We start from the raw sequence: 24647 nt of genomic DNA on the forward strand, positions 1-24647 counted from the left end.
TTCAGTATGACCGACGAATTTCCCCTAACGTCCCGGTCTTTGCCGATTGCTCTTTTACGCGCTCGGGAGAAGGTCATGGGACCCATTCGGGCCATGTTGGCTGATGCGGGTGTCACCGAACAGCAGTGGCGCGTTCTGCGTGTGTTGAAAGAAGAAGGTCCGCAGGAACCCACGCGCATTGCCGAGCGTGCCTGCCTTTTGTTGCCAAGCCTGACGCGCATCCTGAAAAAGCTTGAGGACAAAGACCTGATCGCCCGGCGCCCGGATACCGAGGATCGCCGGCGGCAGATTGTCGAGATCAGCGACAAGGGCGCTCAGGTCATCGAGGCCAACCTGTCGACCAGCATGCAGCAAGCCGAACGCATTCGCGCAAAGATGGGGGCGGAGAAACATGAGATGCTGCTCGACCTGCTGGGCGAACTGCATGATCTCGACATTTAGGTCGCTCAAAAAAACCCGCCGTTGCGCAGGCCTCTGACAATGTATGTTGTCTGGGCCGATACGGTGACGTAATTTGTGCACTATATTACACAGCCGGAATGAGTGTCATGGTTGCGCCTATTGGGTCTCTCGGATCAGATCAGCAGCAGAACGGGACAAAATCCCCGGAAAGCTCTTCACAGAGTCTGGGTCAGCGGGTGGGCGCGCGCGTGCGCAAGGCGCGGCAGTTTCACGGCATGTCCCGCAGGGTTCTTTCTGAGAAATCCGGAATCTCGCCCCGGTATCTGGCGCAGTTGGAGGCGGGCGAGGGCAATATCTCAATCGGATTGCTGCAACGCGTGGCTGGGGCTTTGGAGCATCGGATTGAATGGCTGATCGGTGAGGACGATCCCTGGGACTCCGACACTCTGCAAACCGTGGAACTGTACCGCCGTGCCAGTGACGATGTGAAACAAGCGGTCCGCAACATCTTGCAACCGGATCCTGTCAATGACGTCCGGGCCGGTCGCGTCTGTTTGATCGGTCTGCGCGGGGCCGGGAAATCGACACTGGGTGCGCTGCTGAGCGCGAAGCTTGATCTGCCCTTTGTGGAATTGACTGACGTGATCGAAGACATGGCGGGCATGCCGCTGTCAGAGATCATGGCTTTCTATGGGCAGGAAGGATATCGCAGGTTGGAATCGCAGGCCCTGGATCGGGTCAGTGCGTCACATGGCCGGATGATTCTTGCGGTTGCGGGGGGGATCGTGGCCGAACCTGCCACGTTTGACATGTTGCTCAGCCAGTTTCACACAATTTGGCTGCGTGCTTCCCCGGTCGAGCATATGGAACGGGTCCGGGCGCAGGGAGATGAGCGACCCATGGCTGGAAATCCGGCGGCAATGGAGCAGTTGAAATCCATTCTGTCCAGTCGCGAGGCAATGTACAGCCGCGCAACGGCGCAGCTGGACACTTCCGGTCAATCCCTCGAGACTTCTCTGCTGCAAGCACACAAATTGATCAGAAACCTATGTCTGGTGCCGCAAGAATAGAGTCTATTTGGATGGTTTCAGCCAGTCATTCTCAAAAACAACCTGTTCAAGCCCGGTGAACCTGCGAAGCCTGTCCAACTCTGCTTCCAATCGCCCGGTTCGGGCGTCGGACCATCGAACGGACCGTTCGGGCCACAGGGCCCTTACACGCAATTCCCCACAATCGCGATGGGCCTTCATGTCGATCCGACCGATCAGGCGGTCACCTTCCAACAGCGGAAAGACATAGTACCCGTAGGTTCGTTTTGGGGCGGGCACAAAAACCTCGATGCGGTAGTGAAAACCAAACAGCCGCTCGGCCCGTTGCCGATCGCGCAGCATCGGATCAAACGGGCTGAGCACCCTGATACGACCGGGGGCGGGCGGCAGCGCTTCGACCTCCGTCGCCAATCCGGGGCGGGCGAAAAGACGTCGGAGCCGACCATCGGCGCATTCGATGTTGATTTCCTCGACATCGCCCCTTGTTAGAGCCTTTGTGCACCAGGTCTTCGCTTCCGCCGGGCTGACCGTGTCCCAAAATGAAGCCAATTCGCCCGAGGTGGCAAACCCGAGACGGTCCAGAGCAGCATTGCAAAGCCAATCCACCGTTTCCTGCGGGTCGCACGTCATGTTTCCCGGACAAAGGTGATGCTCAATCACCCGTTCCGTAAGATCGTAGCGTTTCTTGAAACTTTCTCGCCCAATTACGGTCAAGGCACCTGAACGCCAAAGATACTCCAGAGCTGTCTTCGAGGGGTGCCAGTCCCACCACCCGCCCGAGCCTTTCTTCTCATCCTTGCCGACGTCGGACGAACAGGCCGGTCCGTGGTCACGAATGTGTTGCAGAACCGTTTCGAATTGCTTTTCGTAACCGTCCCGCCGCCAGTTCTTCCACCTGGCCTTCAGTTCATCTGCGTCGCGCTGAAACCGCAGGTGCCAGTGAGGATAGAGCTCCATTGGAATGACTGCGGCATCGTGCGTCCAATGTTCGAACAAAGCGCGGTCGCGTTCATAAAGCCGTTTCAGGTTGTTCGCGCGATACGTTGGCCTGCGCGAATACAGGATCATGTCATGGGCACGTGCAACAGTGTTGATACTGTCCAGTTGCACAAACCCCAGCCGATGGATCAGATCCAGAAGATCTGCGCCCTTTGCCTTACCGGCAGGCGGCTCCAACAACGCGTGACGCTTCATGAACACGGCACGCGCCGCGCGGTTGTTTACCTGTTGCAACGCCAAGGCATCAGCGCCGTTTCAGTGTATCGCCGTAACTGATCTTGGGGGTCAGAGTGACACGGGTGTCAATCTCGACTTCGGGGTTTTGCAGTTGGGCGGCGATGATCTCAGCGGCTTTGCGACCGATCTCAAGCCGGCAGGCATCCATCGTGGCCAGCTTTCGCGGCAAGCCTTGCAAAAGCTCGACATTATTGAAACCAGCTAGACCGATCTGACCGGGCACATCAATGCCCTGGTCCAGCAGATACAGCAGACCGCCCGCACCAATCATATCATTGGAATAATACAGGAAATCCAGATCGGGTGACCGATCCAGCATCGCCTTTGTCATCTCGCGCCCCTTTGCCAGCGCCGAACCGCCGGAATAGAACTCGCGGTCTTCGATCTCGATCCCGTGCTTGCCCAGAACTTCGGTGAAGCCTTCGAACCGTTTGCGGGCGCGGTGATCCAGGGGCATCTTGGTGCCCATGAAACCAATATGTTCGTAGCCGGCCTTCAGTATAGCCTGCGCCATCTCACGCCCGGCGCGCCGATGCGAAATACCAACCATCGCGTCGACGGGCTTGCCGTCGGTATCCATGATTTCGACAACCGGAATGCCCGCTGAATCCAGCATGGCCCGTGCGGCGTCGGTATGTTCAAGCCCGGCAATGATGACACCCGAGGGCCGCCACGAAAGCATCTCGTACAGAACTTTCTCCTCTTTCTCGGGCAGGTAGTCCGTAACGCCGACCACCGGCTGCAGCTCGGTATCTTCCAGTACCTGATTGACGCCGGTCAAAACCTCTGGAAACACCATGTTGGACAATGAAGGGATGATCACCGCGACCAGGTTCACTCTGCTTGAGGCCAGAGCGCCAGCGATCTTGTTCGGCACATAGCCAAGTTCCTTTGCGGCGGCCAAGACCCGGGTTCGCGTGGCGTCCGAAACATCGCCGCGGTTTCGCAAGACCCGGCTGACGGTCATTTCCGACACTCCGGACGCTTCCGAGACATCACGAAGGGTAAGCGGGCGTTTTGTTTCTGTTGTCACCGGGAATACCTGCGTTGTTGTTTTGCCCGATGGTAGCGTGAACAGGGCAATCTTTACAACTGTTGTGCAAAGGCGATGACAACCTTGAAAAACCCGGTTACAGAAGGCGACGCGCGGCCCCGTGGCTCAACTGGATAGAGCAGCCCCCTCCTAAGGGGCAGGTTGCAGGTTCGAATCCTGCCGGGGTCGCCACACATGATAAATATATAAAAAACAGCAGCTTGTGCAGAAATCGTTTAGCTATGTTCTTTGTTTTGTGTGGAGTTTTGTGAGAGGCCGAAGCGTGGTTTAGTGCCTCCAATTCGAAGCGTCGCAGCCAGTTTTAGCGCTTCTTAACTATCGGAAACGACTCAGTTTTCTACAATGAAGTTGCAACCGCTTTCTTACTGCGATCTATGGTTGAGTAGTGGTGTTCGCAATCAGAGAAGATGTGCAGGATCTTCTGCAACCAAATAGCAAGAAAGTCTGTTGTCGCACGGCCCTTCCTTTGATGACCGACAACACTCGGAAAGAGTGACTTTTGATAATGTATCTTCAAGCGACAACAACTCGTGCAGGACTTTCGATTCAACCTCCGTCTAGCCTCTGGACGGGCCTGCAGCGGTTCAGAACAGGCTCGCGCCAAGAATTCAGAGTTGTCGAAGGCTGCCAGATTTCTCTAGCGCATAATTCAATCCACGTCAGGTTGTAGGCAATGTCACAAGTTAGGCTGGACTGGATTTATCGATATTTTAGAGTTCGGCCAATACACCTCCGGGTGGTGAAGGTGCGGCCTCTGCACTGAACGCGACCATTGTGTGTTCGAGCACTCTCTCATGGATAAACAACCTGCAAATTATCCGCGTTGAATTGATCTATGCTTTTCTGCCAGCTCCGGCCCGGCCACAGCAGTTCCGCTGTCAATTCGCGAGGATGATAAGCTGCCGTGTACAGAGTGCCAAAACCCCGATCAAAGGCGAGCGAATAAAGCGGGGGTTTGAGGAACGATCCGACAAAGATCTCCTGCTTCTCGGGGTGCAATGTCAGGCGATGCAGAAGAAATCGTTCACGCTCGACCGTGGCGGTAAGGCGTGCGTGGCTGCTCCATTCGACACGCTCCTGATGATTGGTCGAAACAGCAGCGCGGGTTATGAGCGTTGGTCGGTCCGGTGCAAGAAATGCCGTGAAGAACTGCCGGTCACGGTCCAGGACCGTAACGTTATAGCTCATGTGACAAGGGACTCTCAAAAGAACTTGCTTCGCCTCTTCGATCGTCGAACAGGTCTGCAACAGGTATCTAAGGATCAGGGGAACCCCAAAGCCTTCGCCAACCGCACGGCGACCGCCGAATGTCAGGGAAACCGTAAGCCCTGCATCATTCATACCGTCCAGCAATCCAAACAAGCCATCTGACGTGCCCATCACCTGGCGCCCATTCCATTCAGTCTTCAGGAATACCCCGTCAAAGGCCGACGGGTCATAGTCGTAATTCCGCACCATCAGTGGTTCCGGTCCCTGCCAAATCGCCTGGCTGCACCCGGCCAGATACCGCGGCGGGCAATAGAAACTCAGAAACCGGGCCTCCAGATCACCTGCACCAAAGGCAGCGCACAACATGTCATACGGCTCGAGCATTTCCGGCATATGCGTTTTCAACGCGTGGCGGCACTCGGAATATGTCGGACGCGATGACAACCCCTCGCTTGCCCACCACTTCAGGTAGGCATTCCTGTATTCGGAGAAAATCGCGGCCAGCTTCTGCCCGGGTTTCTTTTCTTCGACGGCGCGAAAGGTAAGTTTCATGCACCCTACATAATCTTAAACGCAGGATCCTCAAATGCCTGGGCGGATGGCAGCGGGCGCGAAGAAAAGGCGCTCTTGATGCCTGCGATCCAGTTCTTTGACTTGGCTGTCAACTGAAACCCCTTGGTCATCGACCGTCCTCGCGTCACCAGTATGCCCAGATCGGCGCCTTCATAACGGTAATCGCCGACATTCGAGATGCGCAGGAAAAAGGCCTCGTCTTCGCTTTCGACCGCGCGACGGTGGTAATCGAACCGGTCAAAGACGACCTGACCATCCGGCAGCATCCGGTAAATACCGGATTCCGGAGCGTTGGTGATGATGTCGACGCTGTCTTCAGTGTGCTTGATCACCATCTGCGACCAGGAGTCGATCATGTCCGGGTCGGCCCAGCGGGCGTTCAGCTCTTCGACGTCCAGATTGAACGGCTTCTTCGAAAACTCAAGCAGATGGAACAGGAACAGCGGCGCATCTGCGTGGGCAAAGGCTGCGTGGTTGGTCATCGAGGACGCTCCGGTGATCCGGGGGTTGAGCTCACCCAACCAGATGTCGCCGGTCTTTTTGTCGATCAGGAAATCCAACTCGAAATAACCGCGATAGCCTTCCTTGCGCAGTTGCTCGCCGAATTTGAAGGTCAGTTCGCGGGCCTTTTCACGGGTCTTGGGCGGGAAGGCGGTTGAGAATATCTCGTTTCCGCACCAGCCACCGCGATAGGGGGTCAGTTCCTTGAACCCCACAAGCTCGGTCATCAGGGGGCCGACAATCGTGCCTTCGGACGTGGCGCAGGCTTCGATCGCCGATCCACGGCAGTCGATCCGTTTCATGATCTTGATTTCGCCCTCGCCCACGATTTCATGCTCGTGCTTGCGGAAATCGGCTTCGGATTTGATGAAAAAGGTGGTGTGGCCCGAGTCGCCAAACGCGCTTTGCAGCACGAGATCGTCGCCAAGCCCTGCCTTTTTGCAGACCTTCTTCAGATGATCATAGCTGTCGACCTTGGACAGGGTATTGGGCACCGACGGAACGCCTGCCTTGTTGCCGACCCGCACCGTTTCGATCTTGTTGTCCATCTTGGTGCGCAGCTTGGCCTTGGGAAACCAGACTTCGCCGCCCAGGTCCTTGGCCAGTTTTTCCGTCTTTTCGTCGAACATCAGGAACACGAATTTTGGCTTGCCGCCCCGTGCCTTGACGTAATCGACCACTTCCTTGTGCTGCAGCAGATAGTTGTTGATGTCTTCGATAGACTGAAATTCGTCATGGGGGAGTTCGGAAGGAACAAGAACGTTCGGATGCCGCCCGTCAAAGCAATCCATGTAGCAAATGTACTTGAAGTTCTTGACCCATTCATCCAGGCCGAGAAGGTTGAAATTGGTTGCCGAGACAAAATAGATCGGGTCTGAATTCGTGTGGAAATAGCGGCGGATTTCCGAAATGTTCTTGAGTACCTTCTTGGGCATCTAACCTCTCCCCTTTGAATTAGTCTTTGACGGACTCCAAGGCCTCTTGGGTAAACACGCGCAGACCGAGGTCTTCGCGGAAACCATGAATTTCGCTGACGTCCAGCGCCCGCATGAATGACAGAATTTCCGGACTGATGACCTGACCGGGCACCAAAATCGGAAAACCGGGCGGATAGGGAATGATGAAGCTGGATGAGACAAGCTCTTCCCCCGCTTCAAGCCGCACCATCAGCGTGTCATCGGTCGGGATATAGTCGCAATTGTCCTCATCGTATGCGAGGAAGAACGCGGTTCGGATGTCGCCTTCGGGCGTATCCGACCCGTCGCGGAACGCATCGTGGAAGCGGCTGAAATCCGGCAGTGGTGGCACGTCTTCGACCAGCGCCTTGACCCTGTTCTCGAAGGATCGGCGTTCCATTTTTGAGGCATCGTCCAGCAATTCATCCAGGTCATTTGCAATTTCGACCAGCACTTCGATCAGGTATGCGACTGACGACCGCGTTGTGCCGATATTGGTCATGAACAGCACGGTATTGCGCGACGTCTTGTTGATCTGGATGCCGTATTTGTCCATCAGGATCTTGGTCTTGAATGTATCGCCATCCCAGCCGGTTCCGCCTACGGCCAGAGTAATGCGGGTGGGGTCCAGTACGAATTCGTCCTGGCTCCACATCGTCCATTTGTCGATCCAGCCGTGATCGGGATCGTAATAGGCTTGTACTCCGCTTTCCCGGTATTCTTCCGGGATCATTTCGCCGGCGGTTACCACCTTGAAATACTTTTGCAAGACCGGATGGTCCGAGATGGCGCGTCGGATCGACATGGCGGTCTCGATCTGCTTTTGCACAAACTCGAACCCTTCCAGTTCGACCTGCCGCCGCCCAACGTCCAGGGAAGCGATGATCTGGTAGTTCGGCGAGGTTGAAGTGTGGGTCATGTAGGCTTCGTGAAAAGCCTGCTCGACTTCGCCTTTGAAATCCTGATCGTTGACATGGATCATCGACCCCTGCCGCAATGAGGTCAGGGTCTTGTGGGTCGATTGCGTAGCATAGACGCGCACGCGGGCATCTGGTGGCGGAACCAGCCGGGCTTCAAGCACCTGCTCGTGGCTCGCGTCGCTAAGCTTGTCCTGCTGCGCCTCCCATGCATCTGCGGCCTCTTTCGTGCGCAGCGTTTGCCGCAATACATTAGCGACGCCCATGCCGGTGCGCTGTCTGTAAGTCGGGTCAAAACGCGCAAAGCCGAACCAGGCTTCGTCCCACAGAAAAATCAGGTCTTTCTTGATCGCCAGGCATTCTTCCATGACTCGCTGCACGTTATAGACCACTCCGTCAAAGGTGCAGTTGGTCAGCAGCACCATGCGGACGCGGTCCAGTTTTCCGGCGGCTTTCAGCTTCAGCAACGTGTGCTTGATCTCTTTCAGCGGTACAGCGCCATACATCGAATGCTCGTGCAGCGGGTAGCTGTCCATATAGACGACGCTGGCTCCGGCCAGAACCATGCCATAATGGTGAGACTTGTGGCAGTCTCGATCGACGAGCACGATATCTCCTGGTCGTACCACTGACTGAACGACGATCTTGTTACATGTTGATGTGCCGTTGGTTGCAAAGAACGTGTGTTTCGCCCCAAACGCCCGGGCCGCCATGTCCTGTGCTTCCTTGATCGGCCCACGTGGTTCCAGCAAGCTGTCCAGACCGCCGGATGTCGCCGACGTTTCGGCCAGGAAGATGTTTGACCCGTAAAACGCCCCCATATCCTGAATCCAGTGCGAGCGGCTGATGGATTTCCCGCGGCTGATCGGCATCGCGTGAAAAACGCCGGTTGGCTGTTTCGAATACTCCTTGAGGGCTGAGAAAAACGGTGTCCTGAATCTTCGGTCGACACCGCGAAGAATGTTGAGGTGCAGTTCCTGAAAGTCTTCCTGATTGTAAAAAACCCGTCGGCAGCGGCCCAGATCCAATCCGGCGATATCTTCGGCAGAACGATCGGTGACCAGATAGGCGTCCAATTCGGGTCGGATTTTCTCGATCAGGCGGCAGGCTTCCGGCCCGTATTCATGCGGGTCAAGGCCATCAACATCTTCGTCTTCGCTGACGCGTGTCAGATACTGGTTCAGGATCGGAAGATCGATCTTGGATTTCAGCGACAAGCCGGGCCGGATCACCACAGCCTGAACGTTGTAGTTGAACAGGACCCCAATCAGCGCGTCCTCCAGCGACGGGACAATGACCGGTTCATAAATGAAGGGGTCTTCCAGCCGGCGCATGCGCAACAGGTTTTGCCGCAGGAACCTCTCCTGATGTTCAGTAACATCATCGACGATCAGTACCTCGAAATAGGGCCGCCCCAATGCACGAGCTTCTGGCGCAAGCGAAGCTTCGTCTTCGTAGTCCTCATTGTCTATTTCATCAGACGACAGAGGGATCGACCGTCGCCTGTATGCGCCCGATGTCAACGCGCGTGCGATACGGCGGACACAGATGGACAGGTCGTCGACATTGCCGTTAAGCAGAAGGCGTCGCAGATGTTCGAAGGCGTTTATTCCGGGAAACGCCCAATAGAGTTCGATCGGTTCCAGAACATCAAACAAATGTTCTGCCGTCGACAACAACTTTTGGCTCTGGCGTTTTTCCCGTCCGTGAAGTGCAAGGCCTTCAGCAGCCTCGCGTAAAGCGCTCCATCGATCAGCGCGAAGTTGCGTCGCGCTGTAATAATCTCGTATTGACGGCAACTCCTTCTTCCGCGAGTGCAAGTTCAAAACCTGCCTCCTTTCTGTCGCGTCCGGATCAGTGCCGCCCTCTGATCCGATTAATCTGAACCTGTCTTTCCGTGTAAGACAGAAATGTTTGGCGGCGTTGGCAAATCTGTTTTTGCTTCTTCAATCGAGGTTCTGGGGTCAGATACAAGCAAGCCACGATCCGAGCCCTGACGGGGAATTTCCAAAGGCCCTAGGGTGTTTAGGTAAGCATCGGCGCCGCTGGTGCGATCATAAACCGAGAAGTCGGCTTCACGATCCCGGAAACTCTTGAGCACTTGCCCAAGACCCTTGAGACCGGTTTCGCGCTGACGCCGCACCTGATCCAAATCGATTTCAATCGGGAACATGTCTTCCTGTCCGGCGGACTGATGCAAAACCGTCGCCGATGGATCGACCACCAGCGAACGACCGACGCCGCCGGCTCCCAAGCCGTTTACATCAAATACGTAACACTGAAACTGTGCCGCCGTCGCCCTTGCAATGGCGAGTTCCGCTTCACGGTCCGTGGTACCAGTCAGGACTGGATGAAGAAGAACTTCGACACCCTGACTGGTCAGTTGCCGCGTTGTTTCGGGAAACCAAATGTCATAGCAGATGGAAAGGCCAAAGCGTCCGACATCGGGTACATCAAAAACACAGAACTCAGTCCCTGCCGATATTCCCGCTTCATATGGGCGGAAGGGGAACATCTTAGAATACTTGGCAACGATGTCTCCGTCGGGATTAATCACGACCGAAGTGTTCAGGATACGCCCATCTTCTGTTTTTTCGAACATGGACCCCGGGATCAGCCAAATACCGAAACGGCGCGCATCCTCCTGAAATTGCAACAAAGCATCATTTGGGAAAGTCTGTGCGAAACGGTCCAGTGGTCCGTATGGCGCGAGTTCTGAAAACAGTACCATCTGAGTCCATGGAAACCGGGCCATCAGAATTTCAATCCGATGGCGCATCGCCTGGACGTTTGAATGAAGCGCTGCGACGTGCATCTGAACGCCGGCGATCGCAAATGGAGTCATATTGGGCGTCTCTCCCGTTCAACCTGTCTGACCACTCTATTTTCCGATCAGCCTCGTGGCCAGCGCGTTTTTTGGCACTGCTCTTCTGGCGCAGGGTAAATCAGAATATCTCAGAGAGGTTCTCAAAATGAACGCGTGAATTGGTCGACCAACTTTTGCCAAGCTGAATGTAATGCGGGTGTCGCCGAACACTTCTGTAAGCCACTGCGCAATGCAAACAGTTCAAACTCGTTTCCAAGATCGTCACATGGCTAGGGTTTATCATTCTCGGAGACAGGCGCGACGTCTGAGACGGTGCTCGTTTCTTCTTTGCCGGCCAATTCGATCTCAGACTCGGAAAGTGACAAAGACTCATCCTCGCCCACTGCAAGGGCAGTGGTTTCGGGTGTGACCACGCGGGCTGGGGCACTGACACGAAATGCCGTCTTCTCGCTGTCCGGGACAGCAGCCTTAGTCAGGATGCGCCAAATCGTGAATGCAATCATGAGGCAATGCGCAACAACCGTCGTTAGAAAAAGACCCCGCGGCCCGAGCCCTGCCATGGCCACGCCTGCGATCAGCGGACCGATAATGGAACCCAACCCGAAAACCATCAAAAGCCCACCTGAAACCTGGATAGAAGTGCCCGGCGCCGCATGGTCATTCGCATGGGCAACGATAATCGGATACATTGCAAAGATCGCGGCACCAAATACTGCGACCAAAGCAAGGTTCATCATTCGAGACTCTGGTGCCAAAAGAACAAATGCGAGATCGGATGCAAGCGCCACTACCGCCGTAAAAAGCAATACCATGCGCCGATCCATACGGTCGCTGACAAATCCGATCGGAACCTGCGCAATGGCGCCTGCCAGGACCGGAATGCTTGCAAAAAGTGCAATCGCAGTCAGTGGTAAACCCACCCGGTCTGCATAGACAGCAGCCAAGGTTCCAAATGCAGCGTTCGATATTCCGACCAGGAAAACGGCTGCAACCGCAACAGGCGAGTTTCTCCACAGCGCGGGAACGTCAAGCCGAACAGAGGTAAGGGGCGCAGGCGAGGCCGAAGTTGAGAGGGCTGTCGGAATAAGAGCCAGACAATAGACCATTGCGCCGACGGCAAAGAAGAGGAAACCTGTTGCGTCACCCAGCGAAATGGCCATTTGCCCAGCCGTAACGGCGCCCAAATTTACCATCGTATATACACCGAAAACGGTTCCGCGGGTGTTGGGCTCAACTCTGTCGTTGAGCCAAGACTCGACAATCATCGCGGCTCCGGCAAAGCAAAAGCCTGAAACCGCCCGCGATGGTATCCACGCCCATGAGGCTACGAATATTGCTTGAAACAGTATCGTTACAGCTGCCAACGCGCACATGACACCAAAGGTGCGGATATGACCGACAGCGCCGACAAGTCGCGGTGCGATGAGACATCCCGCAACATAACCGACAGCCCAACCTGTTCCCAGAAGACCAAGAGCGCTGGCGGAAAACCCTTCGAATGAACCTCGGACAGGTAAAATCAGGCCATGAACCCCGCCGGCGAATAAGAGAAGGCCCGATCCAAGTAACAATGCAGAAATCGGAATGAGTTGGCGAAGCATGGCAGGCAGACTAGCGCTTCATCTGGAAATATGAAAGTTGGCGAGATTATTGGGCGGTATCGGCCCGAAACGTGCTTTAGCGACCAAATTTGTTGATTCCCAAAATGCGCACTGAACGTCATAGTTTCTCGAACTCAGCACTCTTAGCAGTATCATTGACGCGGAATCCATCATCCAGACCGTATTTTTTGGAGGGCATTCTGCGCGTGCAATCCAACAATAGGTAGATCAACCAAGGCCTCCAAAGCAGGTATCGCGGTTTCGGCCTCAGCGCCGATCTTTCCAAGTGTTATCGCGGCTTCTCGCTGAACCCGTTTTTGCGGACTGGATAATGCTTCAATAAGCTCAGGCAGCGACGACGCAGCGTGCGAGCCGAACCATCCAAGCTTTCGAATGCTTGACACCTGCTCTGACGGATCCTGAAATTTCAGGTCCTGTTTCAGACTTGAGACTGAAACCTCTGGTGGCAACGCCGCCATCTGCAAGCCGTCCAACAGGCGCTCATTCAGAAGATCCAAATCGATATCCCACTGTATCGGGGAAAAGTAGTCCGCAGCCGCCTTTGCACGCAGGTTTTGGAACTGACCAGGAACCCATTTTTCGACGTGAGTATAGGCAATCCGACGTTCTCCGACCTGAGCGTTGAATGAGGCCGCGAAGGGTAGCAGTTCAGTTGCTTCCGGATGATCGTCCAAAGCTGAGTTCAGCATATCCGCTGCATGGAAAACGTTACCCAGTCCATAATGCGCGGCAGCTTCGTACAAATAGTAATAAGTTGGGTGATCAGGATTGTGCCGTTTGGCAGCCTCAATAAACTCCAGGGCTTTTTCAGGTTTGCCTCCTGCGACTAACGCCCAAGCCATAATAATATTCGCCTCAGCATCGTTGGGCTGCAACGCCAATGCTTTTCGGGCCTCGATTTGTGCTTTTTCTGTACGGGCACTTCCTGTTTCGCCTGTCACTTGACCCCTGAAGTTCAGGTGCCGCATAGACTGAACAAGATGGGCCAGTGAAATGTTATCCTGAATTGCTCTGTCCAGGTTGGGGCGCACGTGTTTTACGTACACCTCATTCCTCGGGATGGTTGGATCATGGTTCCACCGAAACACGCCATTTCGTTGATGAACGAGTGCCAAGGCTCCATAGGCGCGACTGTAGTCGGGATCCAGTTCAATTGCTTTCTCAAAATGCAGAATTGCTGCGATACTGTCCTCTTCATTGAACCGTGAGTACAGCTCCCAGCCCATCTGGTATTCTTCTCTGGCAGAAATCTTCGTTGTGTCGGTTTTTTCGATCTCAGATCGCTCAGCCGGTGAAAGCTGCAATTCTAACGCGTCAACTATTTGCAGGACAAACTGGTCCTGAATCGTGAAGACATCATTGAGTTCACCATCAAATCTGTCGGCCCAGACCGAGTTTCCCGATGAGGTGTCGACAAGATGAGCATTTACACGCAGGGTGTCTCCAGACCGCCTGACACTGCCATCCAGCACGTATCGAACGCCCAGTTGCTCAGCTACCTCTTGAATATCAAATGTCTTTCCCTTGTAAGAAAAAGAAGTGTGTGGAGCGATTACAAACAGGCCAGCGATTTTCGACAAATCTGTGATCAGGTCTTCGGTCATCCCGTCAGCAAACATTCCTTGGGATTTGTCACCCGACAAATTGTCAAACGGCAACACTGCCACCGAAGGTTTGTCGGGTAGCTCAAATGCAAATCTCCTTGAATCTGCCGGAGCAAATTCTGGCCGTGTCAAAGTATGAACCAATAGAACAAAGCACACCAAGGCAGCAAACCCTGCGCCGACGACGAGAGGCCGTTTCGCCTTGTTACTCTGGATTTGAGGCAGGCCGTCATGCTGCTCAACGATCTGATAGACGCGAACAGGAGTCGCGATGTTTTTCAACCGCTGCTCGCCCAACGGTTTATAGCCTACCTCAACTTGGGACTTGAGCAGATCGAAAACCGGACCGGAGATTACGATGCCGCCGGGCTCTGCAAAGCCCTCCAATCGAGCAGCAATATTGACGCCATCCCCATAAACGTCACCTTCGTCAAAAATCACGTCTCCGAGGTTTATGGCGATACGGAACATGATTTTTCGCTCTGCCGGTTCTCGGGCTTCCCGGGCTGCCATTTCCTTCTGAATTTTCACCGAGCACTGTATGGCTTCTACAACCGACCCAAACTCGGCAATCAACCCGTCACCAGTTAGTTTGATTACCATCCCGTTAAACTGTTTGAACAATGGATCGATTAGTTCCAGGCGATACTGCTTTTGCCGCGCAACAATTCCCGCCTCGTCCAATTCAATGAGACGGCTATACCCAACCATGTCGGCAGCCAGAATTGCAGCTATTCGGCGTTCCATCTGTAGAGCCTCCGAGAGTAGCTTATACACTCCCAATGGGCCTGTTAACGGAGATTCCTGGATCCGAACTGAGCTCAAAACCTGCCCGCGTTGGTGTAGAGGCCCAAGCCAGCCGAACACCTAGCTGCGAATTCCAGGACAGTACGCTGGAATTCCGGTCAATGGGTGAACAATCTCCCTACTCCGCTTACAAAAAAGATCAACGTGTAAGCCATGCGGCGATCACCGGAAACAAGCGATTGAACGCAGTGCTGGAACACATCAAACAAGTGGAGGACAAAACACCACCGAAGAAGCGCCACGTCGGCACTCAGGCGATCCGCTACACTCCAGCAGGTCGGCGCAACAACGGATGGAATTCATAGCTTGCGATAGCAGCACGGGAGAATCCGGGCTTTGCATGGTGCGGTGTGCGTGACCAATTGGCATTCGTTGCAGCTCCAAAAACGGCTACCTTGGCTGAATCACGAAGGCTCTGGCGCCCCTGCCAATTCCTTCACTATTGAGACGCGCGAGCATTTGGACTGCACCGACCTCTTTGATCGTTTGCTGACGGTATTGCTACAGCGGTAGCATAGCGAAAAGTGTGTTTGCGCAGTCCCAACTTTGCGTTGTTTGGAAAACAGTAATCACACAATTACCCATTATATGTTGGTTTAAACCCTTCCGAATATTTCCCTTAGTTCCTTTACTTGTGCTGCATCCAGCATCCGGATTTGCATCCCACGCAAAGCCACGAGCAACTTGGCCGTTTCTTCCAGCTCTTCTGCGGCACAGACCGCTGAGAAGAGGTCGTTTCCTGATACAACTGGACCGTGATTCGCCAATAGAACAGCACCGTATTCTCCACCCAAATCTCGGATCAAATCACCGGATCTCGGGTCACCTGGCGTGACGTATGGAACAAGTTTGACCTTACCTACGCGCATAACCACGTACGGCGTGAGCGGCGGAATGCAATCGTCCGGACTGGTGTCTTCGAGGCAGGACAGTGCTGTTGCCCAGGTAGAGTGTAGATGAACCACCGCGCCCGCTTCAGGTCGTGTCTCATAGAAGGCCTGATGCAGAAAAACCTCTTTGGTCGGCTTGTCGCCGGAGACGTGGTCCCCATTCAAATCAATCTTGGCGATGCGCTCGGGGTCGATATCCCCCAAGGTGGAATTGGTTGGCGTCATGAGGATTCCGTCACGCAAGCGCGCGGAGACATTGCCCGCAGTGCCGACGGAAAATCCACGTGCAAACAGCGATGCACACAGGTCCGACATTTGCTGTCGCAGCGCCAGTTCTTCAGAACTCATTTGCCTGCCTCCATCATTTTCAGCGCCTTCTCGAAAAAGTCCGCAGCGCCAAAGTTTCCAGACTTCAAAGCCATCGTAATGGGTTCATTTTTACCAACGATCAGGGCTGGAACTCCCGGATCAATCTCTGGCCCAATTGACATGGCTGGTGAGCCCAATGCTTCGGATACGGCCTTGGCAACAGCGCCGGATGTCTCCCCTCCAGCTACAACCAGACGCTTGTAGCCCTTTTGGACAAGTTCTCGCGCTGTATCTGCAAAGAGATTGTCCAGCTTTTTTGCAACTGCTTCCTGACCGAATTGACTTTGGATGGCACGGACATCATCCGGACTTCCCGATGAATACACGAGAGGGGCACGGCCCGAATGCGCTTCAAAAAAATCCAGAAGCGTTTGCGTGGTCACATCCCCGGACATGACGCCCGGAACATCAATGGCAAAGGTTGGATAGGATTTCGCATGAACATCAATCTGCCCACGGGTCGCACCGGAACACGACCCAGCAAGGATCGCGGCAGGCCCTGCGACACCGGTGAACAAACTGCCAGTACATTTTGATGAAGCCTCTCTTAAGAAGTTTCTGGGTAGCCCCAGCGCTATCCCAGATCCCCCCGTAATGAGCTGGGCATCCTTCAGAGCCTCGCCCCAGGCCAGCAAATCCTCGTCCGAAATCGCATCACCGATCACATATCGTTCGTCGGCGCTCCGCAAAGCCGCAGCAATCGCCTCCGGTCCTTGCTTCACGGTGTCAATTGGCACCAACCCAACCGTTTCTGCGGTCTGACGCTGCAACCAACGCCTGATGTTGGCATCCGTCATTGGCGTAAGAGGGTGATTTTCCATCCCAGACTCGTGTAGCAGCTTACCGAGCACAAAAAGGTGACCGTGATAGACGGTGCGCCCGGTTGTCGGAAAGGCCGGACAGAAAACCACCTTCTGCGCGCCCAGCTCGTCGGCGAGCGCTTCCGCAACTGGGCCGATATTTCCTTCCGTCGTGGAATCGAAGGTCGAACAATACTTGAAGATGAACTGCTGGCATCCTTGATCCACGAGCCACTGCACAGCACTCAGACTGTCTGCAATTGCTTCCTCGGTCGATGCAGTTCGGCTTTTGAGTGAGATCACACCGGCTTCGATCTCCTCATCGGCCTGGGCAGTCGGAATTCCCGGAAATTGAGCCGTTCGTAATCCACCTTCCGGCTCAACACCCTTTGCCAGGGTGTTCGCAATATCACTCGCACCCGTAAAGTCGTCCGCTATGACACCTATTTTCATAATTCAATGTCCCTCGTCGGCCCTGGATCCAAACGATGGATATGAGGCGCAACACCTGTTGGGAAAACCTCACGCACAAGTGGATCATGGCCGGGCACGATCAATCTTGGATGCGAGGCCAACGTTTCCAGAGTCTTGAAACCATCCATCATGTCCTGCAAATCGACGACGATGGGAAAGGCTTTGCGCGCCATGAAATTCTCATAGTAGTGCGAAGCATCTGAGGCCAGCACCATCCACCCGGTCGCAGTTCTTACACGAACGCATTGCAACCCGCGCGAATGCCCGCCGATGCAATGCACGGTCACCCCATCTGCTATCTCAGCATCTCCGTCGTAAAACACGACCTTTCCTGAATAGAGGCGCTTTACGACTTCGCAGATGTGGCCCGCCGAAAACGGCGCCCGCATGTGGTCGTGGCACATGCAGGGACCGGTGGCGAAAGCCATTTCCGCCGACTGCATATGCAGCTTCGCGTTCGGAAACAAATGCAGCCCGCCCGCGTGGTCATAATGAAGATGGGTCACAATGATGTCTGTCACTGCTTCCGGCGTGATGCCTAAAGGGCGCAGAGCCTCTCGAGGGTCCATCGCGATGGGGCGACCGCGGGCGGCTGCCTCATCGGTGTCGTACCCGGTATCGACCAGAATAACGTCGCTGCCGCGCTTCAATACCCAGATGAAATAATCCATCGCATGGGGTGCGTCGTGATTGTCATCCAAGATGAAACTGTCGCGCCGCGTGCGGGCATTGCGATCCGCGTATTTTACGGCATGAATTTCCCAATCGTTCATCGGATGACCTCGGAATACTGGTGAACTGTCTTCGTGGCGATCATATCAGCCACAGCCGCATCGAAGGATTTGAAATGCGCGCTTTCGAGGTGAGCGTCGAATGCTGAAATGTCATCGTAAACCTCATAGAGGAACACTGTCTCGGGCTCGTCGGCCAAGCAAACGTCGAACTGCTGGCATCCGGGTTCTTCACGCAATGAGATTGAAGCGTTTTCGACCATCAGCGGCAAAAAGGCGTCCCGCGTTCCGGGCTTAAAAGTGAAGGTGACAGTAACCACAAACATCAGACAGAAAGTCCTTTCAGACGCGAGAAAGCGCGCTTTGCGACGGGCAATTGGCTGAGGATCAGACCAATGTTGAGCACCAGCAGAATGGCGGCACCGGGTCGTGAAAAGAAGACCGCAAGGTCCCCATCCGACAAGAACAGCGACCGGCGGAAGGTTTCGTCAAACAGACTGCCCAGAATAACCCCGATCACCAACGGCGCGATTGGGTACTTCATCAGGTTCATGAAATAGGCAACGGCGCCGACGCCAAGCATCAGGTAAAGATCATTGATGCCACCACCGACGCTGAAAGACCCAATTGTTGTCAGAACCATCACAACCGGCAAGAAGATGGTCTGCGGGATGGCGAGTATTCTTATGAAAACCCGAGCAGTGAACAGGCCCATCAAGAACATCGTCAGGGAGGCCAGCACGAGTATCGCAACCACGCGCAGAATGATCTGGGGATCAATCGTTGGCCCCGGGATCACGTTGTTGATCTTGAAGGCCCCCATCAAAGCCGCGGCTGGTGGTGAACCGGGTATGCCCAACACCAAAAGCGGGATCAGCGCGCCGCCAATACAGGCATTGTTTGCGGTCTCGGAACACAGCAGACCCTCCAAGGAGCCTTTTCCAAACTTGTCGCCCTCGGCGGAAACGGTCTTGCCAACACCGTAGCTGACCCAACCCGCCACATCTTCGCCAACTCCGGGAAGTGCTCCTACCCCTGTCCCGATCACTCCTGAACGGCCAATCGTCGGCAGGTAGCGTCGAATAGAGCGAAGGTTTGGAAGAATACGGCCTTTCAGGGCCAGAACTTTCCCGGCCTCAACGTGCCGCAAACCGTCGATGATTTGAGGGATCGCAAAAGCCCCCATCAAAACGGGTACAACCTGAAACCCGCTCATCAGGTAAGACCAGCCGAAGGTATAGCGCGGCTCAGACAACAGTGGGTCGAGCCCCACCATGGACATCGCAAGCCCGATCAGACCGGCAATCCATCCCTTGATCACCAGGTCTTCGCTCATCAAAGTGCCAGAAAGCAGAATGCCGAACAGGGCCAGCAGTGCTTTCTCCGGGCTTGCGATGTTCTTTGAAACCAAAAGCAGCGCCCAAACGAAAATCAAAAGCGTGAGGGTTCCGATTACCGTACCGATGAAGCTGGCTGTAGTGGTCAGTCCTAGAGCTTCTCCACCTCTACCCGCTTTGGCCAGAGGGTAGCCATCCATGGCTGTCGCCGCGCTGGCTGCTGTGCCCGGAATGTTCAGCAGAATAGACGGGTAGGAGCCGCCGTAAATCGCGCCGACATAGGCCCCGAGCAAAGCGATGAGTGAATAGTCCAGCGGGATTTTGTTGCCGAAGAAACCCGTCAGGATCGTCACTGCCAGGGTTGCCGTCAGGCCGGGCAACGCGCCGAACGTGATGCCCAGGAAAACGGAAGCGATCAAATACAGATAGGTCAGCGGGTCCGCTGACAGATCGGCGAACGCCGAGCCAAATCCAGCCAGTTGCGAAAGGATAAAGTCCATCCGGTCAGTCTTTCCATAACGGACGAAGCGTCACGTAATAGTGGTATTCGATCTCTTTGAAGATCAGACCACCGCGTGCGGGCACGTTCTGTCGGAAAACAAAGGCCATCGCGCAAACAAGGATCAGCGGGGCCAATATCGCGATTAGTGGCACGAACCGCAGAACGGGTTCAGAGGCTGCTTTGGTCAGCAGAAAAAGCGTCAACACGACCCAAACGGCCAATGTGAACCAATCATCGATGTGTGCATTCCAATCCGCCTGCGCAGGAAATACCACGAACGCAAACAATCCGGCGGCGGCGACGGCGATGCAGGCCACCAAAGCACGCGAAGCATGGCCGCCGTAGTACCCGTAGGTCAAAGCTGTAATCAGCAACCCAGAGCACAGAATGAAATCCACTCTGGGAACGAGTCCCACGACATATGCGATCAGGATCAGGCCTATTGTTGAAGCTCGATAGGCTTCCGACTTGTCCCATCCGATCCCCAAAGCCGTAAGTGCGTTTTGGGCTCCTCCTGAACGGATCGAAATCGCCAGCAACACGAAGGACAAGACAAGTAATCCACCGAAGATGAATAGCGGTACGATTGCAGCCGAGTTGTACCAATCCGATCCACTTACACCCGCGCGGTTTTCACCCCAAAGGGGGATGTCCAACGTCTTCCAAAGGAAAAATACGGACACGGTAATAAGAACTATCGCGGTCCAAAAGTCGCGGGTCCGCATGACCAGTGTTTCGTCATGTTTGTCCATGCCTGCCTCCTACAGGAAAGGGCACGTTCAAACGCGCCCTTTCAAAATTGAGCGGATTAGGGCTTCTCGATACCCAGCGAGGCCGGATCGACCGTGGCAGCGCCCAGATCTTGCAAGGTATAGGCAAAAGTAGCCTCAAGGTTCGCAAAAAATTCTTGAGCTTCTTTGCCGTGCTGACCGCCGACATCGTATTTGTTTGCCGCAGCCCATTCAGCGACAGTGTCGGACGCAATCGCCTGCTCGAACGCATCGCCAAGCGCAGCCTTTACGTCATCTCCGGCTGAACTGTGAACTGCAAACCCGATGGCCTGTTTGAGCGGCAGATACTGGTCGAGCCCGTCATAGATACCAAAGGCAGATGGCACTGTTGTCCCTGCAATCTGCGCATCTTCAGGCGTCAACATCGCGAGCGGTTTAAGTTGACCGCCCTCAATCAACGGAGCCTGTTCAGCCAGTGAAGTCACAACCAACGCAACTTCACCCGCTATCGCTGCTTCCTGCCCGGGCGCTGAGCCTTTGTATGGAACAAACTTGAATTCCGCACCGGACCCTTTTTCGATGGCCAGAAGGTTCAAGTGGTGGATCGAACCCGCACCGGAAGCCGCCGCTGGAATAGTGCCAGGAGCAGCTTTGGCAGCGTCGACCAGTTCTTCCAATGTATTGTAAGGGCTGTCCGCTGGAACCGAGATCAGATCAGGCGATCCGCCGACAATAAACGGATACCAGAAATCAAATTTCTTGTCCCAACCACCCTGTACGGCGGCTGTAACGTTCGACTCCGACAAGCCAACCAATGTGTAGCCATCGTCCGGCTGGTTCATCACGTAGACCATGCCGTTGGAGCCCGCGACCCCACCTGTTTGATTGATCACGTTAATCGACACCGGAAGGTGCTTTTCCATCTCGGCCATGATCATGCGGTTGATCGTGTCAGTGCCACCACCGGCCCCCCAGACTACAGCTGTGGTGATATCCCGATAAGGGTAATCCTGCGCGGCAGCAGCCCCTGCGACGCCGGTTGCAATCACTGCTGCGGCAGCCAACCGCCCTAGCTTCAGTTTCATTTCCAAGTCCTCCCAAAACAACTTCGCGTTTGTTATTGCATTTATTTGCGTATACATTAAAGAATGCATTGTCAACGTGCTGTAGTGAAAGCTGCTATCGCGCTATGAATGCGAAACGGGAAGGAAGCGGGCTAAGATGAAAAAAACTTACGATGTGGCAGTGTTTCACGGGGACGGCATCGGCCCAGAAATCATGGCCCCTACGCTTGAAATTCTGCGCCAGCTTTCCGACAACAATCCCAGCTACGAGCTAGCGTTTAAGGACTCGCCAGCAGGCGCATCCTACTATGCAAAAACTGGAGAATCGTTTCCTACCGGATCACTGGAAACAGCACGCAAGTCTGACGCAATTCTGCTTTCTGCAATGGGATTGCCGGATGTTCGCTACCCTGACGGAACTGAGATTTCACCACAGATCGACCTGCGAAAGCAGCTCGGCCTTTTTGCCGGCGTGCGTCCGGTAAAGGTTAGCAATGGGCAAACGACTCCTTTGTCGCTCCCCAACGGCAACGAGATCGACTTTGTCTTGATTCGCGAAAGCACTGAAGGGTTGTTCTTCACTCAAGGAGCAGGCGATGTCACAGAGGATGAGGCGCGTGAAACCCTGCTGATTACCCGTGAGGTATCCGAAAAACTGTTCCGCTTTGCATTTGATCTCGCGAGAAACCGCAAGGCATCCGGGCGTGGACAGGGACGGGTTACATGTGTCGACAAAGCCAATGTATTCAGAGCCTTTGCATTCTTCAGATCAATGTTTGACGCAGAGGCCGCACTCCATCCCGATTTGCAGGCAGACCATGCCTACGTCGATGCTACGGCGCTCTGGATGGTTCAGAAACCTTGGGAATTTGATGTCTTGGTAACTGAGAACATGTTTGGAGACATCCTTTCCGACCTTGGCGCAGGTCTTATGGGGGGACTTGGGTTGGCACCTTCAGCAGATATCGGGTTGAATCACGCCGTGTTCCAACCCTGCCACGGCTCCGCTCCGGACATTGCTGGACAAGGTATTGCCAACCCCTTTGCGATGATCCTGTCCGCTGCAATGATGCTTGAATGGTTAGGTTTGACCCATGATCACCCAGAACTGTCCAGGGACGGTGAACGCTTACGTGAAGCCGTGGAAAAGGTGACAATAAACGGTCAAAATTTGACACGTGACTTAGGTGGCACTGCCGGAACGCAGGACGCAGCCTCATCTGTGTTGGAAGTACTTCAGGCATGAATGCTCAGCAAGCCATCAGAGTCGCCTGCCTAGGCGCGGGATACTTCAGCAAGTTCCACTACGATAGCTGGTCGCGTATGCCCGGAGCGGTTCCGGTTGCATCCTGCAACCGCGATATCAACAAGGCGAAGGAAACAGGGCTGACCGCCTACGATGATCTGTCCAATATGCTGGAGGCAGAGAAACCGGATCTCGTGGACATCATCCTTCCACCTGTGGCGCAGGCCGACGCCATCCGGATTGTGTTACGCTCCGGTATTAAGTGGCTGATCTGCCAGAAACCTTTCTGCTTGTCTTTGCAAGAAGCCGAAGAGATCGTTTCAGAGGCGGAAAAGGAAGATGCCATCATTGTTGTGCACGAGAACTTTCGCTTCCAACCCTGGTATCAGGCTATCAAAGTGGCGCTGGCTGAAGGCCGGATTGGCACGCCTCTGCAGGCGACCTTCAGACTGCGCCCTGGCGATGGACAGGGGCCAGGCGCCTATCTTGATCGACAGCCGTATTTTCAAAAAATGCCACGCTTTCTTGTTCATGAAACGGCGGTTCACTGGATCGACACGTTCCGATTTTTGTTCGACGCACCCAGCGCAGTTTACGCAGACCTGCGCAAAGTTAATCCCGTTATCGCGGGCGAGGACGCTGGCTACATCTTGTTTGACTACCCCAACGGCTTGAAAGCTCTATTCGATGGAAACAGGTGCCTTGACCACAGCGCAATGAACCTGCGTCAGACGATGGGCGAAGCGCTTATAGAAGGTACAGAAGGCTCGTTGGTCCTGAACGGGGATGGTTCAGTAGAACGACGCGCGTTTGGAGAACTTGAACGGCAGCAGGTTTTGCCACCAATCGCTCATGACGGTTTTGGAGGAGATTGCGTCCATGCCTTGCAAAGCCACGTCATTTCAGGCCTTCTAAAGGGAACGCCGCTGGAGAACACGGCCCGAGATTACCTCGACGTGATCCGCATTGAGGAGGCTATCTACCGCTCTGCTGCGGAGGGACGAAAGATAAACCTGGAGACTCCGTGAAGGATCAGGACAACAAAACTCTTTCCAATACACAACGCGCTGTTCGGGACTTGCGCAGGATGATCCTGTCTGGCGAACTCGCTGCCGGGACCGACCACTTGGAGTCGGAACTGGCAGAAACGTTGGGCATGTCTCGCACTCCCGTTCGCGAAGCAGCATTGATGTTGGAAGGCAAAGGGCTGCTGGAAATGCGGCCACGCAAAGGCGTGCGAATCCTGCCCGTTTCGTCCGAAGATATGCGCGAAATCTATGACATCCTTACGGAGCTCGAGAGTCTTGCGGCGCAACGCGCCGCTGAAGCGGGTTATTCAGAAAAGGACTTGGCTTTTTTGGCTCGCTCAATCGAGCAGATGGATCAAGCCATCGAAACCGAAGATCTGGAAGCCTGGGCAGAAGCCGATGAGTTGTTCCATCAGGAACTCGTGCGTTTGGGTGGAAACAAACGTGTAGAAGCGATTGTGGCTATGATGAGTGATCAGGTTCGCCGCGCGCGCGCAACGACGCTCTTCATTAGACCTTTACCTGTCAAATCCAATGAAGATCACCGTGCGGTTTTTCAGGCAATTTTTGAAGGTCGACCGGATGTAGCGCGCGATCGCCATAGAGAACATCGGCTCCAAGCACAGGCTATGCTTTGCGAAATACTAGAGAAGCATAGGCTTAACAGCCTGTGATCCACCCGGTCAGTTTAGAAAGACTGGGAACGCGCTTACCCCAG

21 protein-coding genes and 1 tRNA gene are annotated in these 24647 nt (G+C 54.6%); 7 read left to right on the plus strand and 15 right to left on the minus strand.

The genetic code is table 11. The features are described 5' to 3' along the window. Positions 1–6 precede the first annotated feature (6 nt). On the plus strand, positions 7–441 hold the full coding sequence (gene hpaR / locus AC2TEL_RS05490; RefSeq protein ID WP_480838774.1) for a homoprotocatechuate degradation operon regulator HpaR: 435 nt from the start codon (positions 7–9) through the stop codon (positions 439–441). A 107-nt stretch (positions 442–548) separates the two neighbouring features. Then, positions 549–1472: a helix-turn-helix transcriptional regulator gene (locus AC2TEL_RS05495; RefSeq protein ID WP_480902431.1), complete on the plus strand. Its 924-nt coding sequence runs from the start codon at positions 549–551 to the stop codon at positions 1470–1472. A gap of 3 nt (positions 1473–1475) precedes the next feature. On the opposite strand, the gene AC2TEL_RS05500 is transcribed toward AC2TEL_RS05495, so the two are convergent. Both AC2TEL_RS05500 and AC2TEL_RS05505 read right to left on the minus strand, forming a co-directional pair. Beyond that, entirely contained in the window at positions 1476–2690 is a 1215-nt protein-coding gene (locus AC2TEL_RS05500; RefSeq protein ID WP_480902432.1) for a winged helix-turn-helix domain-containing protein, read from the minus strand. Positions 2691–2694: 4 nt separating this feature from the next. After that, the gene (locus tag AC2TEL_RS05505) at positions 2695–3720 is read right to left on the minus strand and encodes a LacI family DNA-binding transcriptional regulator (RefSeq protein ID WP_480838780.1); all 1026 of its coding nucleotides are present in this window, start codon (positions 3718–3720) and stop codon (positions 2695–2697) included. A 115-nt stretch (positions 3721–3835) separates the two neighbouring features. Here AC2TEL_RS05505 and AC2TEL_RS05510 point away from each other — a divergent pair. After that, positions 3836–3912: transfer RNA gene (locus AC2TEL_RS05510), tRNA-Arg, on the plus strand. A gap of 621 nt (positions 3913–4533) precedes the next feature. Here AC2TEL_RS05510 and AC2TEL_RS05515 read toward each other — a convergent pair. From AC2TEL_RS05515 to AC2TEL_RS05540, 6 genes are all read right to left on the minus strand, one after another. Then, complete coding sequence (locus AC2TEL_RS05515) at positions 4534–5502, minus strand: C45 family autoproteolytic acyltransferase/hydrolase (RefSeq protein WP_480902435.1); 969 nt, start codon at positions 5500–5502, stop codon at positions 4534–4536. Between the two features lie 5 nt (positions 5503–5507). Then, positions 5508–6959 carry a biotin carboxylase gene (locus AC2TEL_RS05520; RefSeq protein WP_480838784.1) on the minus strand — a complete coding sequence of 484 codons (1452 nt, stop codon included), beginning with the start codon at positions 6957–6959 and terminating at the stop codon, positions 5508–5510. Positions 6960–6978: 19 nt separating this feature from the next. After that, entirely contained in the window at positions 6979–9696 is a 2718-nt protein-coding gene (locus tag AC2TEL_RS05525; protein WP_480902519.1) for an aminotransferase class I/II-fold pyridoxal phosphate-dependent enzyme, read from the minus strand. Between the two features lie 77 nt (positions 9697–9773). Next, positions 9774–10742, minus strand: a complete 969-nt coding sequence (locus AC2TEL_RS05530; RefSeq protein WP_480902437.1) for a carbon-nitrogen hydrolase family protein — start codon at positions 10740–10742, stop codon at positions 9774–9776. 251 nt (positions 10743–10993) lie between these two features. Beyond that, the gene (locus AC2TEL_RS05535; protein ID WP_480902440.1) at positions 10994–12325 is read right to left on the minus strand and encodes an MFS transporter; all 1332 of its coding nucleotides are present in this window, start codon (positions 12323–12325) and stop codon (positions 10994–10996) included. 170 nt (positions 12326–12495) lie between these two features. Next, entirely contained in the window at positions 12496–14697 is a 2202-nt protein-coding gene (locus tag AC2TEL_RS05540; protein ID WP_480902443.1) for a tetratricopeptide repeat protein, read from the minus strand. A gap of 35 nt (positions 14698–14732) precedes the next feature. On the opposite strand from AC2TEL_RS05540, the gene AC2TEL_RS05545 reads away from it, so the two are divergent. Next, complete coding sequence (locus AC2TEL_RS05545; protein ID WP_480838792.1) at positions 14733–15062, plus strand: hypothetical protein; 330 nt, start codon at positions 14733–14735, stop codon at positions 15060–15062. 291 nt (positions 15063–15353) lie between these two features. Here the strand turns inward: AC2TEL_RS05545 and otnC are convergent, their stop codons facing one another. From otnC to AC2TEL_RS05580, 7 genes are read right to left on the minus strand one after another with little or no spacing between them, the layout of a single operon-like run. Continuing rightward, entirely contained in the window at positions 15354–15995 is a 642-nt protein-coding gene (otnC, locus tag AC2TEL_RS05550; RefSeq protein WP_480838794.1) for a 3-oxo-tetronate 4-phosphate decarboxylase, read from the minus strand. Then, complete coding sequence (gene otnK, locus AC2TEL_RS05555; RefSeq protein ID WP_480902446.1) at positions 15992–17269, minus strand: 3-oxo-tetronate kinase; 1278 nt, start codon at positions 17267–17269, stop codon at positions 15992–15994. The genes otnC and otnK overlap by 4 nt, the downstream gene beginning before the upstream one ends. After that, complete coding sequence (locus tag AC2TEL_RS05560) at positions 17266–18063, minus strand: N-acyl homoserine lactonase family protein (RefSeq protein WP_480902448.1); 798 nt, start codon at positions 18061–18063, stop codon at positions 17266–17268. The genes otnK and AC2TEL_RS05560 overlap by 4 nt, the downstream gene beginning before the upstream one ends. Beyond that, positions 18060–18347: a putative quinol monooxygenase gene (locus AC2TEL_RS05565; RefSeq protein WP_480902450.1), complete on the minus strand. Its 288-nt coding sequence runs from the start codon at positions 18345–18347 to the stop codon at positions 18060–18062. The genes AC2TEL_RS05560 and AC2TEL_RS05565 overlap by 4 nt, the downstream gene beginning before the upstream one ends. Then, positions 18347–19858 carry a tripartite tricarboxylate transporter permease gene (locus tag AC2TEL_RS05570; RefSeq protein WP_480838802.1) on the minus strand — a complete coding sequence of 504 codons (1512 nt, stop codon included), beginning with the start codon at positions 19856–19858 and terminating at the stop codon, positions 18347–18349. The genes AC2TEL_RS05565 and AC2TEL_RS05570 overlap by 1 nt, the downstream gene beginning before the upstream one ends. Positions 19859–19862: 4 nt before the next feature. Next, the gene (locus tag AC2TEL_RS05575; RefSeq protein WP_480902452.1) at positions 19863–20612 is read right to left on the minus strand and encodes a hypothetical protein; all 750 of its coding nucleotides are present in this window, start codon (positions 20610–20612) and stop codon (positions 19863–19865) included. A gap of 56 nt (positions 20613–20668) precedes the next feature. After that, positions 20669–21676: a Bug family tripartite tricarboxylate transporter substrate binding protein gene (locus AC2TEL_RS05580; protein WP_480838806.1), complete on the minus strand. Its 1008-nt coding sequence runs from the start codon at positions 21674–21676 to the stop codon at positions 20669–20671. Between the two features lie 136 nt (positions 21677–21812). On the opposite strand from AC2TEL_RS05580, the gene AC2TEL_RS05585 reads away from it, so the two are divergent. From AC2TEL_RS05585 to AC2TEL_RS05595, 3 genes are read left to right on the plus strand one after another with little or no spacing between them, the layout of a single operon-like run. Then, a complete protein-coding gene (locus AC2TEL_RS05585; protein ID WP_480838808.1) occupies positions 21813–22901 on the plus strand; it encodes an isocitrate/isopropylmalate dehydrogenase family protein in 1089 nt (362 codons plus the stop codon). Next, complete coding sequence (locus tag AC2TEL_RS05590; RefSeq protein ID WP_480902453.1) at positions 22898–23929, plus strand: Gfo/Idh/MocA family protein; 1032 nt, start codon at positions 22898–22900, stop codon at positions 23927–23929. Before AC2TEL_RS05585 ends, AC2TEL_RS05590 begins: the two co-directional genes overlap by 4 nt. After that, positions 23926–24603 carry a GntR family transcriptional regulator gene (locus tag AC2TEL_RS05595; RefSeq protein WP_480902455.1) on the plus strand — a complete coding sequence of 226 codons (678 nt, stop codon included), beginning with the start codon at positions 23926–23928 and terminating at the stop codon, positions 24601–24603. Before AC2TEL_RS05590 ends, AC2TEL_RS05595 begins: the two co-directional genes overlap by 4 nt. Positions 24604–24647: the final 44 nt, after the last annotated feature.

The organism is Ruegeria sp. HKCCD9138 (assembly GCF_057220975.1).

Excerpts from the sequence above, each read along its gene's own strand:
- AC2TEL_RS05530 (WP_480902437.1), bottom strand. The coding sequence starts at position 10,742 with ATGACTCCATTTGCGATCGCCGGCGTTCAGATGCACGTCGCAGCGCTT.
- AC2TEL_RS05585 (WP_480838808.1), top strand. The coding sequence starts at position 21,813 with ATGAAAAAAACTTACGATGTGGCAGTGTTTCACGGGGACGGCATCGGC.
- AC2TEL_RS05545 (WP_480838792.1), top strand. The coding sequence starts at position 14,733 with ATGGGCCTGTTAACGGAGATTCCTGGATCCGAACTGAGCTCAAAACCT.
- AC2TEL_RS05590 (WP_480902453.1), top strand. The coding sequence starts at position 22,898 with ATGAATGCTCAGCAAGCCATCAGAGTCGCCTGCCTAGGCGCGGGATAC.
- AC2TEL_RS05565 (WP_480902450.1), bottom strand. The coding sequence starts at position 18,347 with ATGTTTGTGGTTACTGTCACCTTCACTTTTAAGCCCGGAACGCGGGAC.
- AC2TEL_RS05495 (WP_480902431.1), top strand. The coding sequence starts at position 549 with ATGGTTGCGCCTATTGGGTCTCTCGGATCAGATCAGCAGCAGAACGGG.
- AC2TEL_RS05580 (WP_480838806.1), bottom strand. The coding sequence starts at position 21,676 with ATGAAACTGAAGCTAGGGCGGTTGGCTGCCGCAGCAGTGATTGCAACC.
- hpaR (WP_480838774.1), top strand. The coding sequence starts at position 7 with ATGACCGACGAATTTCCCCTAACGTCCCGGTCTTTGCCGATTGCTCTT.
- otnC (WP_480838794.1), bottom strand. The coding sequence starts at position 15,995 with ATGAGTTCTGAAGAACTGGCGCTGCGACAGCAAATGTCGGACCTGTGT.
- AC2TEL_RS05515 (WP_480902435.1), bottom strand. The coding sequence starts at position 5,502 with ATGAAACTTACCTTTCGCGCCGTCGAAGAAAAGAAACCCGGGCAGAAG.
- AC2TEL_RS05570 (WP_480838802.1), bottom strand. The coding sequence starts at position 19,858 with ATGGACTTTATCCTTTCGCAACTGGCTGGATTTGGCTCGGCGTTCGCC.
- AC2TEL_RS05540 (WP_480902443.1), bottom strand. The coding sequence starts at position 14,697 with ATGGAACGCCGAATAGCTGCAATTCTGGCTGCCGACATGGTTGGGTAT.
- AC2TEL_RS05520 (WP_480838784.1), bottom strand. The coding sequence starts at position 6,959 with ATGCCCAAGAAGGTACTCAAGAACATTTCGGAAATCCGCCGCTATTTC.
- AC2TEL_RS05560 (WP_480902448.1), bottom strand. The coding sequence starts at position 18,063 with ATGAACGATTGGGAAATTCATGCCGTAAAATACGCGGATCGCAATGCC.
- AC2TEL_RS05575 (WP_480902452.1), bottom strand. The coding sequence starts at position 20,612 with ATGGACAAACATGACGAAACACTGGTCATGCGGACCCGCGACTTTTGG.
- AC2TEL_RS05535 (WP_480902440.1), bottom strand. The coding sequence starts at position 12,325 with ATGCTTCGCCAACTCATTCCGATTTCTGCATTGTTACTTGGATCGGGC.
- otnK (WP_480902446.1), bottom strand. The coding sequence starts at position 17,269 with ATGAAAATAGGTGTCATAGCGGACGACTTTACGGGTGCGAGTGATATT.